This is a genomic window from Methylobacterium sp. WL9 (assembly GCF_008040035.1).
Taxonomy (GTDB): Bacteria; Pseudomonadota; Alphaproteobacteria; order Rhizobiales; family Beijerinckiaceae; genus Methylobacterium; species Methylobacterium thuringiense.
Genome location: NZ_VRVE01000047.1, coordinates 16,281 through 31,573, shown reverse-complemented (window position 1 = coordinate 31,573; position 15,293 = coordinate 16,281). Strand labels below are relative to the sequence as shown.

The 15,293-nt window shown below is 61.4% G+C and carries 7 protein-coding genes; 2 read left to right on the top strand and 5 right to left on the bottom strand.

The annotated features are described in order from the left end of the window. A partial coding sequence (locus tag FV217_RS14280; protein WP_187272569.1) for a SwmB domain-containing protein occupies window positions 1-4,235 on the bottom strand: 4,235 nt, incomplete at its 3' end. Window positions 4,236-4,480: 245 nt separating this feature from the next. Continuing rightward, a complete protein-coding gene (locus tag FV217_RS14275) occupies window positions 4,481-5,542 on the bottom strand; it encodes an exopolysaccharide biosynthesis polyprenyl glycosylphosphotransferase (protein ID WP_210245140.1) in 1,062 nt (353 codons plus the stop codon). 1,183 nt (window positions 5,543-6,725) lie between these two features. Between FV217_RS14275 and FV217_RS14270 the strand changes: the two genes are divergently transcribed. Next, a complete protein-coding gene (locus tag FV217_RS14270) occupies window positions 6,726-7,418 on the top strand; it encodes a class I SAM-dependent methyltransferase (protein WP_187272568.1) in 693 nt (230 codons plus the stop codon). A 303-nt stretch (window positions 7,419-7,721) separates the two neighbouring features. Here the strand turns inward: FV217_RS14270 and FV217_RS14265 are convergent, their stop codons facing one another. The 3 genes from FV217_RS14265 to FV217_RS14255 form a co-directional block, all read right to left on the bottom strand. Beyond that, window positions 7,722-9,722, bottom strand: a complete 2,001-nt coding sequence (locus tag FV217_RS14265) for a heparinase II/III-family protein (RefSeq protein WP_147817844.1) — start codon at window positions 9,720-9,722, stop codon at window positions 7,722-7,724. Next, entirely contained in the window at window positions 9,723-10,835 is a 1,113-nt protein-coding gene (locus FV217_RS14260) for a glycosyltransferase family 4 protein (protein ID WP_147817843.1), read from the bottom strand. A 364-nt stretch (window positions 10,836-11,199) separates the two neighbouring features. Further along, window positions 11,200-12,720 (bottom strand): hypothetical protein, encoded by a 1,521-nt coding sequence (locus FV217_RS14255; protein ID WP_147817842.1) that lies wholly within the window; start codon window positions 12,718-12,720, stop codon window positions 11,200-11,202. A 514-nt stretch (window positions 12,721-13,234) separates the two neighbouring features. Between FV217_RS14255 and FV217_RS14250 the strand changes: the two genes are divergently transcribed. Beyond that, complete coding sequence (locus FV217_RS14250; protein ID WP_187272567.1) at window positions 13,235-15,190, top strand: acyltransferase family protein; 1,956 nt, start codon at window positions 13,235-13,237, stop codon at window positions 15,188-15,190. Window positions 15,191-15,293 lie beyond the last annotated feature (103 nt).

Genomic DNA, 15,293 nt, shown 5'->3' with positions numbered 1-15,293 from the left:
CCGGCCGCCGGGCCGGTGGTGGCGTCGAGGGCCTCGTTGTAGGTCAGCACCAGGCTGGCGGCGTTGACGCTTGCCGACTGAAACACCGGTGGTGTCGTGTCCGGCGTCGCGTTGGCGACGCCCTGGGCCGCAAGGGTGGCTGCATCGTTCCCGGCGAGATCCTGAACTGCAAGAACGTCGTTACCGGCGGTCGGGTCGGTGTAGGCGATCGTGACCGCCTGACCGGAGGTCACGGCCGTGGCCAGGGTCAACGTCACGGTCTGGGCCGTGCTGTTGACGGAGACACCGCTCACGCCGACGGCGCTGCCGGCCACAGTGACCGCGAAAGCGCCGGCCGCCGGGACGTTGGTGGCGTCGAGAGCCTCGTTGTAGGTCAGCACCAGGCTGGCGGCGTTGACGCTCGCCGACTGGAACACTGGCGGTGTCGTGTCGGCTGGCGGCGTCGTGGTGTTGGTGACGCTCTGGGCCGCGAGCGTGACGGCATCGTTGCCTGCGAGATCCTGGACGGCGAGGACGTCGTTGCCGGCGGTCGGGTCGGTATAGGCCACGGTGACCGCCTGACCGGAGGTCACCGGCGCGGCCAGGGTCAGGGTGACCGTCTGGGCTGTGCTGTTGACCGCAACGCTGCTCACACCGACGGCGCCCCCGGCCACGGTGACCGCGAAGGTGCCGGCCGCCGGGACGTTGGTGGCGTCGAGGGCCTCGTTGTAGGTCAGCACCAGGCTGGCGGCGTTGACGCTTGCCGACTGAAACACCGGTGGTGTCGTGTCCGGCGTCGCGTTGGCGACGCCCTGGGCCGCAAGGGTGGCTGCATCGTTCCCGGCGAGATCCTGAACTGCAAGAACGTCGTTACCGGCGGTCGGGTCGGTGTAGGCGATCGTGACCGCCTGACCGGAGGTCACGGCCGTGGCCAGGGTCAACGTCACGGTCTGGGCCGTGCTGTTGACGGAGACACCGCTCACGCCGACGGCGCTGCCGGCCACAGTGACCGCGAAAGCGCCGGCCGCCGGGACGTTGGTGGCGTCGAGAGCCTCGTTGTAGGTCAGCACCAGGCTGGCGGCGTTGACGCTCGCCGACTGGAACATTGGCGGGGTCGTGTCCGGCGTGGCGTTGGCGACGCTCTGCGCTGCAAAGGTGGCGGCATCGTTGCCGGCGAGATCCTGGACGGCGAGGGCGTCGTTGCCGGCGGTCGGGTCGGTATAGGCCACGGTGACCGCCTGACCGGAGGTCACCGGCGCGGCCAGGGTCAGGGTGACCGTCTGGGTCGCGCTGTTGACGGCGACGCCGCTGACGCCGACGGCGCTGCCGCCCACGGTGACGGCGAAGGCGCCGGCCGCCGGGACGTTGGTGGCGTCGAGAGTCTCGTTGTAGGTCAGCACCAAGTTGGCGCCGTTCACGGCGGCCGACTGGAACATCGGTGGGGTCGTGTCGGCCGGCGGTGGCGTCGTGTTGGTGACGCTCTGGGCCGCAAGCGTGGCGGCGTCATTGCCGGCGAGGTCCTGGACGGCGAGGGCGTCGTTGCCGGCTGTCGGGTCGGTGTAGGCCACGGTGACCGCCTGGCCGGACGTCACCGGCGCGGCCAGGGTCAGGGTGACCGTTTGGGCTGTGCTGTTGACCGCAACGCTGCTCACACCGACGGCGCCCCCAGCCACGGTGACCGCGAAGGCGCCGGCCGGGATGTTGGTGGCGTTGAGAGCCTCGTTGTACGTCAGCACCATGCTGGCGGCGTTGACGCTTGCCGACTGGAACACTGGCGGTGTCGTGTCGGTATTGCCGAGAATGAAGTTGGCGGCGGCGAGGGTCGGGGCGGCGACGACGAACTGAAAATCCGGCTGGCTGTCGCCGTTCGTGTCCGCACTCACCAGCTGCGTGCCGCCCTGCGTGCCGCGCTGATAGCGCAACTGGCCCGCTTGGCCGGTGAAGGCCCCGGTGCCGATGAACGTGAAGCCCTGCGTGCCCAAGATCAGGCTGTTGGCGTCGATGGCCGACAGGTCGATCTGGTCGCCGTCGCCCGCGATCAGTTCGATGAAATCGGGTGCGCTGGCCGGACCGAAATCGGCCAGGCTCTGGAATACGAAGCGGTCGGCGCCGGCGCCGCCGTAGAGCTGGTCGGTGCCGGGGCCGCCAATCAGCACGTCGTCGCCGGCACCGCCTGAGATGTAGTCGTTGCCGTCCCCGCCGTTGATGGTGTCGTTGCCGCCGTTGCCGCGTAGCGTGTCGTTGCCGGGTCCGCCGTTGATGACGTTGCCGGCATCGGTGTCGTTGATGGTGATGCCGGCCGAGCCTGGCGTGTTGTTGGTCACGCCCTGGGCCGCGAGCGTGGCGGCGTCGTTTCCGGCGAGGTCCTGGACGGCGAGGACGTCGTTGCCGGCTGTCGGGTCGGTATAGGCGACGGTGACAGCCTGACCCGACGTCACCGACGCGGCCAGCGTCAGCGTGACCGTCTGGGCCGTGCTGTTGACGGCGACGCCGCTGACGCCGACGGCGCTGCCGCCCACGGTGACGGCGAAGGCGCCGGCCGCCGGGATGTTGGTGGCGTCGAGAGCCTTGCTGTAGGTCAGCACCAGGCTGGCGCCGTTCACGGCGGCCGACTGGAAAACGGGCAATGCGGTGGCCGCGCCGATCGTGAGATCGAACGTGTCGGATGAGACCTGACCGGCCGTCGTAGAGGCCATGACCGTCACGGCATAGGTGCCGGAGGCGGCCTGCCCGGTCGTGGAGAACGTGCCCGAACTCGCGTTGAAGCTCAGCCAGCTTGGGAGCGCGGCGCCGGAGGCCAATGTCGCGGAGTAGACCAGCCCCGTCGGTGCGCCCGAACTCAGGAACGACGCCGTTCCGGCGGTCGGCCCATTCGGATCGAACCCGAGTGCACGCAGATAGGCCGCGGCCCGCAGGGCGTTGCCGGCGGCGTTCGGGTGGATCTGATCCGCCATGTAGCCGGCGGCGGCGGCCGTCGCGTAGCTGCCCAGAACGCCCTTGTCGTCGACGTAGATCAAGCCCCGCCTCGCAGCCTCCTGAGCCAGGATCGAGCGGTAATTGTCGAGATAGACCTGGCCGCTGCTTCCGACGTCGTTCGGACCGACGAGAACGATCTGGGTCGCGGGCGAGGCGGTGGCGAAGTTGTCGAGGATCCCGTCGATCCGGGTTTGGTAGCTTGCCCCGTACAGGACACCGCGATCGTTCATCCCTGCGTCCAGCAGATAGGCTTGCGGCGCAAGCGCCCCGAACCAGGTCTGACGGAAGCTGGTGTTCAGATTCGACCAGTTGCTGAGACTGGTGCCGGCGATGGCCACGTTGGAGAAGCTGGCGCCGTCCGCATCCGTGCGAAAATCGGCTCCGAACAGGGTCACGTGGCCGGTCATGCCCTGGACGGTGATCTGGTCGTTGCTCTGCCCGCGATCCGCATGGATCAAGACGCTCTGGAGGCCGAGGGCTCCCGCGGTGCTGACCGTGACCGGGGCACTTGTGCCTGCCCCCTGGATCGTCAGCGTGCCGCCATCGGGCTGCTGCAGGTAGTAGACCCGCGCGGTATCCCAGGCGGAACTCGGATCCCAGACGAACCGGTCCGAAGCGGAGGCTGCTGCGACGTTAATACCCTGCCCGTTGATGCTGTACTGCTCGAGCCCGGGATTGGCCGTTGGGCCGGCGAGATAGGCGACGCCGCTCGAAGCAGAGGACACATGCCCGACGCCGATTGGCGGATTGTTCGTGAAGGCTTGGTAGCCGCTGCCGCCATCGCCGTACAAACCCCGCAGACGCGAGACGAACGTCTGGGCATAGTTGCTGCCGACGTACCCTGCGGTCAGGCTGTCGATGGCAGCGAGCGCATTGTAGTCATAGCGGACGGTCCGACCCGCGGCCATGGTGAAGGTGTCGGCAGGCACCGTGAACGAAAACGAGGTCCCGTAGGCGAAAGACCGATCGGCCAGCGGATCCGCCACGCTCAGAGCGCCGGTAATGACGACGCGCTCGACTGCCGGCGCACTGGTCCCATTGGAATCCTGCGCCCGGATCAGCACGTCGTAGCTGCCGACAACCGACGCGTTCGAGATGGAGATCGCGCCGGTGGCTCCGTCGAACGTCATCCACGACGGCAGCGGCGTCCCGTCCCCGAGGACGGCCGAGTAGGTCAGGTTCGAGCCGAGATTGCTGAACGTGTCGGAGGCAAGGCCAATCTGCGCGGTCGTGCCCGCCTGCGCGGCGACACTTTTAGGAGTGCGGAAAAGAAGAGCCATGATGCTTTCCCTAGAGCGCTTTCCGACCAAGTGGATGCCGGTCGATCGAAAGAAAGCGCTTCAAAATATAACCTGAGAGCCGTATCCGACCCGACGCAGCAAGATCGGATACGGCTCTAGACAGCAATATGCTGCGTCGATCTCTGGTCTCGGTTCCGGCGCCCATCAAGCGGGCGACAATACGACAATGCCGGCATAGAAGCAGAAGGCCTGTAAATCGAAAATTGATTTAATGATACTAGGAACTAGTAGGCTTTATCGTTCCCGGCTAGGCATCGGAACGTCGAAAATATGATCAAGGTATCCAAAGAAAACGACCAGTTTTCGATGTACCAGATATCGTGTTCGACGCGATTCTTCATATCCTCGATGCGCGGTGTTTCTCCGCGAGCGCCCCTGATCTGCGCCCACCCGGTAATACCGGGCTTAACGCGATGGCGCCGTGCGTAACCGACAACGCGGGACAAATAATATTCGTCGTGCACCACCGCATGTGGTCGCGGCCCAACGATCGACATGTCACCGCGGAGGACATTGAAGAGCTGTGGTAACTCGTCAAGGCTGGTTTTGCGCAGCCATCTACCGACCTGGGTCACCCGAGGGTCGTTCTTCACCGCCTGTCGGACGTCGTCCTGGTCGGGCACGATTTTCATGGACCGAAATTTCAGAATGCTAAACTTTTTCCCCTCGAAGCCCTGTCTTTCCTGCTTGAAGATCACCGGCCCTCGCGAACTGGCTTTCACCGAAATCGCGATCAAGCAGAGAAGCGGCAACAGAAAGAAGATGGCGAGACCGGAAAACAGAATATCCAGCGCTCGCTTTCTTACGCTCGTCGCGCAGGCTGGCGCGCCGGCACTCTGCGACGCGTCCGAATGGATCGCCCTCAGGTCGACCCTCTGCGCCATGTCCTGCGTTGCAGGACTGACGATATAGTAATGGCGATGTTTAGCGACCGCCTGAAACATATCCGCTGCGGCGGTCTCGTGCGCAGCCTTCTCATCGGACAAGACGATCACGGCGTTGTCGTAATTGTCCAGTCGCAAGGACGACGTAGCGGATCGAGCCGTATCGGCGGGGCCGGTGTCGTAGACGCCATCCTCCAGCAGCATCAGGATATCGTTCCGGATGCCGTTCTTCGACATTGCCGCGGACAAGGGGGTCTGGAAGAAGTTCACAGTCGGATCGACCAGCCAGAGATTTTTGTCGCGGCAGTTTTCACCAGTCGGAAGTCTGATCGACTCGTAAAGTCGCAGCCAATTCTTCGGGAATTTTTGGCCTGTCGCGAAACTCCCTTCAGCCACGCTCATCGCACGTCCCTTCGCCCGGTTTACGAGTTTTTAATATTTGTCATCCGCAGTATTCAGTCAACGTGTTTCCCCATGCTGATCAGGCGAGACGATGCCTATCGCTGTAACGTTGCTTTTTTAGCTTCGCACTCTCAAATGATCGTACGTAGTACGCAACTGTGAAATGAAGCTCATATGATAAACCAACCGGCTCCCTGTTTGTCGCTCATGCACCGGCACGGCCGCGGCTTCACTTAGATCACGAGCGCGCTCGAGCGCTTTCCGGCCAAGTGGATACCGGTCGGCCGAAAGAAAGCGCGACACAGCAAAGGCTGAGAGACGCCGGCCCGATGCGCTGGGATTGTGTACGGCTCTCAAGTATTTTTCATAGGCATAGCTGCTGTTTCAGCGAGTAAAAATATTATATATCGATAGGATGGACCGCCTTCCGTCATCTATCGTGTCTATAAAAATCTCACTCTCGGCATAAGCTTGGCCATTCAAACTCCGTTGTCATCGCTCGTTGGCGAAAAACCGGATTTTTTATGTTCATTGGATCGTCAAGCGAGACGGCGCGGAGTGGCACCACGGCACGCTTCACCGAATTCGACGCTGGTTTCGCAGGATGTCACAAATCTTCGATCCGCTCTGAGTTCTTGCGCGAACGCGGCGTCCGTCTCGGCGAAAAAGGCTCTATCTCTTTGTGCTGTCGCATTTTCTTCACGCGAACCGGAAACCGCTTCGCTCAAAAATGCTCTAGTCGTTTGTTAAGCTGGGGTCTCTATCTCGCAAACGCTGGGCTAGGAGTGGCCGATTTGGCTGACCGTCTGCGCTCTTGTTCTGTGCGCGCCGCGTCTTCTACTGCTCCTCAACAACTCGACTGCCCCAATCATCGAAGCGCTGGGCGACGCCTCGTACAGCATCTACCTGACCCACGGCTTCGTGATCCCGATCGCAGGAAAGCTATGGGGCGCCGCCCATCTCTGGAGCCAGCCTGTTCTGTTGTTATGTCTCTCTACCTTGGCCAGCTGCGTGGCTGGCGTGGCCTGCTAACGCCTTGTAAAAAGACCCATGTACCGGGGTATACTGCGCCGGCTGAGCGCGAGGCGCGCCGCGCGTCTCGCATTTCTTCCACGTAAGGCTGCGAGACATCGCATCACGAAGCTGCATAGGGTCTACATCGATGTTGCGAGCGATTAAGTCTATGCTTCGTGAAGCATTTTTCCGCCGCTACTATAGAAGCGACTTTCTAAAACGCCTGCCGCATGGAGCAAAGGTGCTTGACGTGGGGTGCGGGAACGACTCTCCACGCCTTTTTAAGGAAGCAAGGTCGGACATCTACTACGTCGGTCTGGACGTGGGTGACTATCGACATACGCGTCCGCCGACTGAAAACGCAGATGAGTTCGTGGTCGTGGCCTCCGACGAGTTCGCAGCGGCGATCGAGAAATGGCGAGGACGCTTCGATGCTGTCTTTAGTCAGCATAACATTGAGCATTGTGAGGAGCCTGACCGGGTTATCAAGGCTATGGCCGCGTGTTTGAAGCCAGGTGGAACTCTGTTCTTGGCCTTTCCGACTGAGGCGAGCGTTAAGTTTCCAAGCCGCCAGGGCACCCTCAACTTCTACGACGATTCAACGCACCAGCAACTACCTGATTTTTCCAGGATTATTGAGCTGCTGAAGAGTACAAGCATGTACATCAACTTCAATGCCCGGCGCTATCGCCCCTACAAGCACGCTTGGCGCGGACTGCTCAACGAGTTGGAAAGCCGAAAAACGAAAACCGTGATGCGCGGCACATGGGCCCTCTGGGGTTTCGAGAGCATCATCTGGGCGTCGAAGTCGAACAATCCGGACGCCAATTTTAGCGCTGGTCAGACATCGAAGCCACGGTAGACCGTTGCCACGCCGTTTGCGGTTGAATCGGCGGTGGCCAGCTTCCATCGGTGGTCCGGCTGGAAGGTTAGTGCATTGTCGGCCTGAGCGCGACGGCCGAGCTGGTCGGGATTGCGCAGCCGACCACAACACGGCCTTGGGAGCGGGCGGCACTTGGAGCATTTTCGAGCGAACTGGTTTCCGGTTCGCGTGAAGAAAATGCGACTGCACAAAGAGCGAGAGCAGTTTCCGTGAGTCGAAGATCACGGAAACTGCTTTAGATCACGCTGCGTTTTGATCGATTAGATCAAAACGCAGCGTGATCTAGGAACTGCGAAAGCCGTCAAGCACACGCATGCGCGCGGCTGGCTCGGCCGTTTCCGGCGTGAGCTGGAACGAGGTCCGAAGACCGCCCGACGGCAAATGTCCGCGCCAGACGACGCGCGGCGCGGGGCGCATTTCTCCGAAACGGTTCGACACCCAACCTCCGTCGATCCGGTTTTCACCTTCCTGGACGGTGACATTCCCCGGTCGATCGAACGACAAGCGCCCGAGCTGGCGACCATCCCGCAAGAACACCAGAGCGGTCTTCATGTCGTCGATCACGATTCCAGGCGCAAACTGGAACGCGATACTCGCTTCTTCCGGGCCGGGCCCGGGCTGAAGTTCGTCGATGAGCGCAAATCCGAAAGGAGCAGCTTCGATCGTCCGCACGTGATCGACGCCAAAACGCGACCGATAGCCGTCATGCGTGACGCGAACGCGCCAGTTTTCTCCATCTCTCTTCTCGACGAGGCTCGCATGCGCCTTATGCCCCCAGTTGAAAGGGCCGCTGATCGTGCTCTGATCGACCCCGCCCAAACAGAGCGTGTTGTGTGCCGCGGTCCCGCGGAACCAGGTCCTCCAGGCGCCGCCGCCATGGTAGAGGTAGGTTCCCGGGTCGCACAGAACCGCTTCCCCGTCGATGCTGAAGACCACGGCGTTCGCGTCGGCGTGCCCGTGTGCCGCGATCGAGAGGTAACCCAGCGGACCATGATCGATCACGAGGTGGAGATGGCGGCCTGCCTGCCGATCGGTGACCACCGTATAGCCACCCTGCATGAAGGTCTGCAGGCGCCGGTCAGTTTGCCGCGAAAGCCGGGAGCATCCGAAGAGAGCGTTGCGCAGTTCTTCGGTCTCGGTCTCGTGGCAGGGGCCGAGATCGTCGTAGGCGGCTTGAATGGTCTGGGCGACGGAGCAGACGTAACTGCGTTCGGCCACCGCATCGAGGGTCAGAACCCGACCTTCGTCGTCGTCCCCGATCGCGGGCACCGACCCACCGGGTTCTGAGATGGCTGCGACGAAGCCGGCAAAGGCGAGCAGTCGCTGCGTCGCCACCTCGGAGACGCCGAGTGCGAGTTTGTCCGCCACGAAATTTCCGAACAGGATCATCTCCGCGGTGAAGGCACCATAGGTGGGCGACTGCTCTGCCGGAGTGCCGTCGGGAAGAATCTGGAGGGCCGCTTCGCGCGCGATATGCTCATACTGGTGCCGAGCACGCTGGAGATTGCCGTCCTTTTTCCGGACCGTCGCCTCGATGAGCAGCAGCCCGAGATGTTCGGCCATCGCGTGATTGTTGGCCGAACTGAATTTCGACGGGAACCGCTCCAGGAAATCCCTGCTGCTCAAGAGGATTTCCAGGATCAGGCGCCTGGTCCGCTCGCTCAGTCGATCGGCGCAGAGGTTGTAGGCGACGATCAGAGAGACGCAGCGCAATGCCACCTCGATCCCGGAGTTCCAGCCGACACCGGTATAGGGCGGGTTATGGCGCGCCCAACTGGCGATGGCGTCCTCAACGGCCGCCAATGCGCGTCGATCGTGATTGAGCGAGGCCGCTGCCGCCAAGGCCTGAAGGAACTGAAGCCTGTTTTTCTCCCACACGTGCTTGATGTCGCCGAGCTCTCCCGAGCGACGGTATTTGATATCGAACGAGAACGAATCCGATCCGGGCCATAACAGGCCCGTTCCCGGATCGATCCGCCAGCCCTTCTCGGGGAAGAGATCTTCGGGGTCGGCGTCCGGCCAGGTGGCGCCGAGCGCTGAAAACTTTCCTTCGAAAATATTCGCGACGACCACGTCCAGTTTTTTGCGGAAGGCGGGGGTCGCGTTTCCGATTACCCTACCTTCGAATCCCGGGATCCTGCGCAGCTCGAGATGCTTCGGCGGCGTGACGAAGACTTTCGATTTCCTGCGCATGCGCGATCGCTCGACATGCTCGCCGACACGAAAGGCGATCTCGGGAACGCTCATGCTCCGGATACGGGCGATGTACCACTTGAGGGACATTCAATTTCCCTGCAGCAGCAGATTGTCCGACCCAGCGGTACCGCGGCGATCCGAGGCCACCTCGATCCAGTGGTCGCGCAGCCTCGTGGCATAGCGATCGATGTTCAAATGTTCCTCGTAGAAGGCATGCGCGTTTCGGCCGAGGGTCTCGCGCATCGGACCGGACGAGATGACCTGCTCGAGCCGAGCGGCCAGGGTCCGGATATCGCCGGGCGAGACGAGCAGGCCACGCTCTCCGTCGACGATGATGTCTTCGACCGCGCCTACGGGAGTGGTGATCACCGCGAGCCCCCAGGCCATCGCCTCGATGACCGACATCGGCAGGTTCTCGTCGTAGGAGGGCAGGACGAGGACCTGGCTGCTTCCCAGCAAGGTTCTGATCCGATCTGGTCCGACCCAACCGAGGACTTGCACCTTGTCCTGCAGGCCGTGTTGCCTCGCCAGCGCGCTCGCGCGCTTCGTCTCGCCGTCGCCGGCAAGGACGGCCTGCCACCGCAAATCCGGCGGGAGCAGCGCCAGGGCCTCGATCAGATCGAACGTGCCCTTCCGCTCTCCGACCTGACCGAGGAAGATCAGGCGGACGAAGGCGCTCGGCTTCTCGCCGGCACCGCCGCGCCGGCAGGCATTGGGGAGAATGTGGAGCTTCTCGGCGATCTGCGGCAGCTTGCCGGCCGCGAAGGCATGCCAGACCGAACCGAGGACGAACACACGATCCGATTTCGTGAAAATGAATGCGATGAGGCGTCCGACGACAGGACCGCTCGCATTCCAGTATTGCCGGAACCGGGAGCCGTGAAGGTGGACGATGTATGGCACGCCGAAAGCCCGACATATGGCGCAGGTCGCCGCCTTCCTGATCACACTTCCGCCGGACGATAGATTGATGTGCACCACGTCCGGTTTGCGAAAGACACAGACCGTGATCAGCCGGATGAGGAAGACCAGGTAGGTTCCGGCTGCCCGAAGGCCGCGGCCGTTGCCGCGCGTGGCCCAGAACTTGACGCTGAGATCGCGAAAGTCCGCGGACTGCCCATAGGGCCGGATCTCATCCATCATCCTGTCGATCCCGCCGCGACCGCCTTCACCGAGCGGGGTAACGACGAGAACACGCATCCGCCTTTCGATCACGGCTCCGATCCCTCTACATCAATGTCCAGAGCAAGATTTGCCGATGACGTTTTCAGTCAGCGCTCGCCTTTCAAATTCTATACATTCTATTTCAATTTCCATTGAAAAACATGACTATATTATCTTATAAAACATGTCTAATCCCTGAAAATATATCAATTCTCCATGCGAGCGAACTGCTTCTTGCATTGGACATTTCGCCTCGCAAGCTGGTTTAGAAATTCAGACGAACTTAAAAATCTACGGATCGAAAGATAGGAGCAGCGCAAATTCCCTGTCCATCACTTCCCGGTCATCGATCTCGATCGAGAAAATTAGTGATGGCCCCCATCGATGCGGCTGCGGGCTATTATCTCGGTTGAAGTGCGAGGGCGGATCGCCCTGCCGACGCACCGAGGCGGAGGACGGACGCGCGGACCAGAGGTATCGCCATCCAGCCAGCGAGAAGAACGACGGCAACGCTGAGCGGCCAAAGCGGCGTCATGTAGCGGGGCAATGGAACCTCGAACACGGCCGTGGCGATGGTATTCAGTTGAAGGACAAGGGCCGACCACACCATGACGATGTCGCTGGTCGTCCGCGTCAGCCGAACGATCTCGAGGAGGAACCGGATCAAAAAGACTGCACTGATCGCTAGGGCGACCGCCTGAAAGACTCGCAGGAGGAGCAGCGGCAGCGTCGCTCGCGCGAGAGGTGGATCGAACAGATTGGTGGCATCGTCGGAGCGGACATCGGATGGCCGGACCATGCCGGCCTGAGAGAAGCCTCCGGAGAGCTGATCGCCGAGCCTGACCGATGCGGCAGGCTGCGGGGGAGGGTTGGCCGCCACGAACGTCTCGTACTGCGCGCGCTGCTGGGCATCGACGAAGACGAGATAGAGCCCGAGGCGCAGATAATCGCCGGCAAAGCGCGTTACGAAATGAAGCGGGTCCTGTTTCATCCTGGCGCTGACGTAGCATGCGAGAATGCTATTGATTTCGCCCTCGCTTGTGGTGTGGAATTTGCTCTGAAGTTCCGGAATGATCACGGAAAAACGGAGATAGTTGCTGTACTTGTCTTCCAGAACAGATCGCTCCAGCGGGGGGGTTGCCCCGAGATACCTGACGACATCATGCGTTGCGGTCTCGATCACCTCCCCGCCGCATCGCGTGGCGGCCGCGTCCGGGGCCCAGTCGGTGAACAAGGTCTTCTGCAACAGCCCTCTCGCCGCTGGGCTCGAGGTCGCCACCGAGCCGTAGCGATGAAAGTAGAACGCCGGCGAAGCTGCCAAGGTCAGTACGCTGACCGCGGCGGCGGCTCCCAACGCGATGAGCCTTTCCCTTCGGAGCAATCCCGGGAGGCACATCAGCATGCCCCCGGTGACAACCAGAAGAATGAGATTGGTTGGCCGGAAAAGACCAGCAATGCCGCAGACGAGCAGCAGCACACACAGGCGCGTTCGCGAGTAGTGCGCGGCCATCCCGATCCAAGAAGCGAGCGCGAGCATGATCAGCGCGGCGCTGACCGCATCCGGAATGGGGTAGACGCTCGATTGCACGAGCAGAACGTTTGCCATGGTCAGCCCCTGCCAAACGAGCGCCAGGGCAAACCGACCCGTGCAAGCCGTCCAAGCACAGGCTGTGACCCACAGGCAGCCCAGGAGGAACGCCGCCTGGATCATGGGAATCGCGTTGAGGCCGAAGCCAAGCTTGAATGCCCCATTGAGGAAGGCGCCGTATCCCACCGGCCGCGACGGATCGAGATTGATGTAGCTCGGCACGTCCCCGCCGACCACGGCCGTGAGATCTTTGAAGACATAGAAGTAGATGCCGGCGAACACCGGAATGAGCGCCAGAGCGAGTATCTTCGCGGGGCCGAGATATCGCGTCACGAAATAGACCCCCGTTGTGAGAGCGTGCTTTAGAACGCTTGCCGACCAAGTGGTTGCCGGTTGGTCAAAAGAAAGCGCTTCACAATAAAGGCTTAGAGACGCCGGCCCGATGCAATCGGGTCGGGTACGGCTCTAGAGCCGCCGACCACAGAATTCTGCAGGCGATCAAGATCGTCCATACAGACTGTCCGGCCAAGGTTGCATCTCGGCCATGGTGCCGGATCGAACTAGCAATTCGAGATACCGTAAATTGGAGTCCGCCAGGGAGATCGTACTTCGGACTTCCGAGAGTAGCGGCGGCCGTCATCGCGAAGAAGTATGCAGTTTCCATCCAAGCATATCAAATACAAAACAGACATTGTTCGATTGACTATAATCAGACATGCCGGATAAGACTGATTATCGTGTTTCGATGCGCTGTTCAGTCAGCCCATGCGACGGCACCGCTCTCGCTGCGGAATCTCGTTACGGCGACAGCAAGACGCGCCATTTAGCGTTAGGACGAGGGGCGTCGATGACCCACCGGTTGGATCTGAATGCCCTTCGGGCGATCGCCGTCGCGGGGGTCGTGGCGTTTCACCTGAAAATCAACCTGCTGTCCGGCGGCTTCTCCGGCGTCGATGTCTTCTTCGTGCTCTCGGGCTTCCTGATGACGAAGATCATCGCGGACGGTATCGAGGGGCGAAAATTTAGTTTTGCCCGCTTCTATGCGGCTCGTGTGCGACGCATCGTTCCAGGCCTGCTGGCAACCTGCTCGGCCGTACTTATTTTCGGATATTTTTGGGTCGACCCCATCAAATACGAAGAGATGGCAAGATCTGCTGTCTATTCGCTCTTATTTGTATCAAATATTAATCTGTGGAAGCAGGTCGGATATTTCGATATCGGCGCGAATGAAAAATGGTTTTTGCATACGTGGTCGTTGTCGGTAGAATGGCAATTCTACCTTCTCTACCCGCCGGCGATGTATTTGCTGTATCGCGTTTTTCGAACGCGACGGCGGGTTGGGACTTCGATCAAAATCGCGATCCTGCTATCGTTTGCCCTGTCGGTCGTCTTGGCCGGCGTCCGGCCGGCAAGCGCCTTCTTCCTTCTTCCGACCCGCGCCTGGGAGATGCTCGCCGGCGGAGCGGTCGCGCTTTCGCCGATCGATCTGCCGCAGCGCTTCAAGAGACCGTTCGGCCTGATCGGTCTCTGTCTGATCGGCGCATCGTTTCTCATCTACGATTCCCTGACGCCCTGGCCGTCCTTCGGCTGTCTTCTGCCGGTCGTCGGCGCCGTCATGGTTATCGCTGCGCGCGACGACGGCCTGCCTCTTTATCGCAACCCTGCCGTCATCTGGACCGGCCTCTGGTCCTACGGCATCTATCTCGCGCATTGGCCGGTGATCGTCGGCGTCGAATACCTCGCACTGCCCTGGCCGGCCGTGACGAGCTTCTGCCTGATCGCCGCGATCATGGCCGGATGCACGCTCTTAGCGCATTTGGCGTCCGCCGAATCCATCCGGCGCTTGTGGGAGGCGAAGATCGGGACCTACGGCCGGGTCGCGTTCGGCGCGGCCTTTCTCCTGGTCGGGACGAGTGCCGCCGGAATCGCACTGACGAATGGCGGGGAGTGGCGGCAGCCCGAGAACCTTGAGGTCTTCCGCGCCTCGCGCTTGGCGATGGGCGATTGGGATTACCCGAGCGGCACGTGCAATGGGCTGAGTTTCAGCGAGGAGCTCCGTCCCTGCCACGTCGGCGCGCGGCGCGGTCGCAGGACCCTCATCATAGGCGATTCCTTCGCCCAACAGCTCTTCAGCCGCGCCCGCGAAATCAGCGATAACGATCCCACACGCGGATTCACATTCGTGACGTCGGCCGGCTGTCCACCGATCGTCAACATCAATCGCACCGGCGTCGGCTTTCGCTGCGACACGTTCATCGACAAGGCGTTGAAATACGCCGAATCTTCGGATTTCGATCACGTCATGTTCGTGTCGATGTGGTATAATTACTTCAAAATTGAATCAAAGAATGTCTGTTTTATTGGCAAGAATGGCTGTGCCGTTGCGAGAACCAGCGAGGAAGTCTTGCCGTTGCTTGGCGGTGCACTCGACGCCATGGAGGTTCGTCTGCGTCAGATCAGAGCCGGTGGAAAGTCACTGACCGTCGTGCTTCCGTTCCCCTACAGCAAGGTGGACGTGCCGTCGGTCCTCGTAAAGAACACGTTTCTCGGCCGTGCCGCGCAGGGCGTGAACGATATCGAGATCGACGTGCTGTTCGAAGATTACGATGCGATTCGCGCCAAGCTCAAGGGCTTGGCAGACAACGTCGGCGCGACCCTTCTCGACCCGATGGAGTTTCTCTGCGTCGAGCGCCATTGCCCGACCCTCGATGGAAAGGGAATTCCCTACTATCGGGACAGCAGCCATCTGCGCTCATCGACCATCAGAAGCGACCGCTTCGTGTTCCTCGACAAGTTCATGTAGTTCCGCGCGGCCGCGACCGTACCAGAGGAGCTGCGTCCTCGAAGATGCATCGGTCCTGGCCTCCGCCCGGATTGGGCGGAGGCGCGAGCGCGCGTGCCGGATC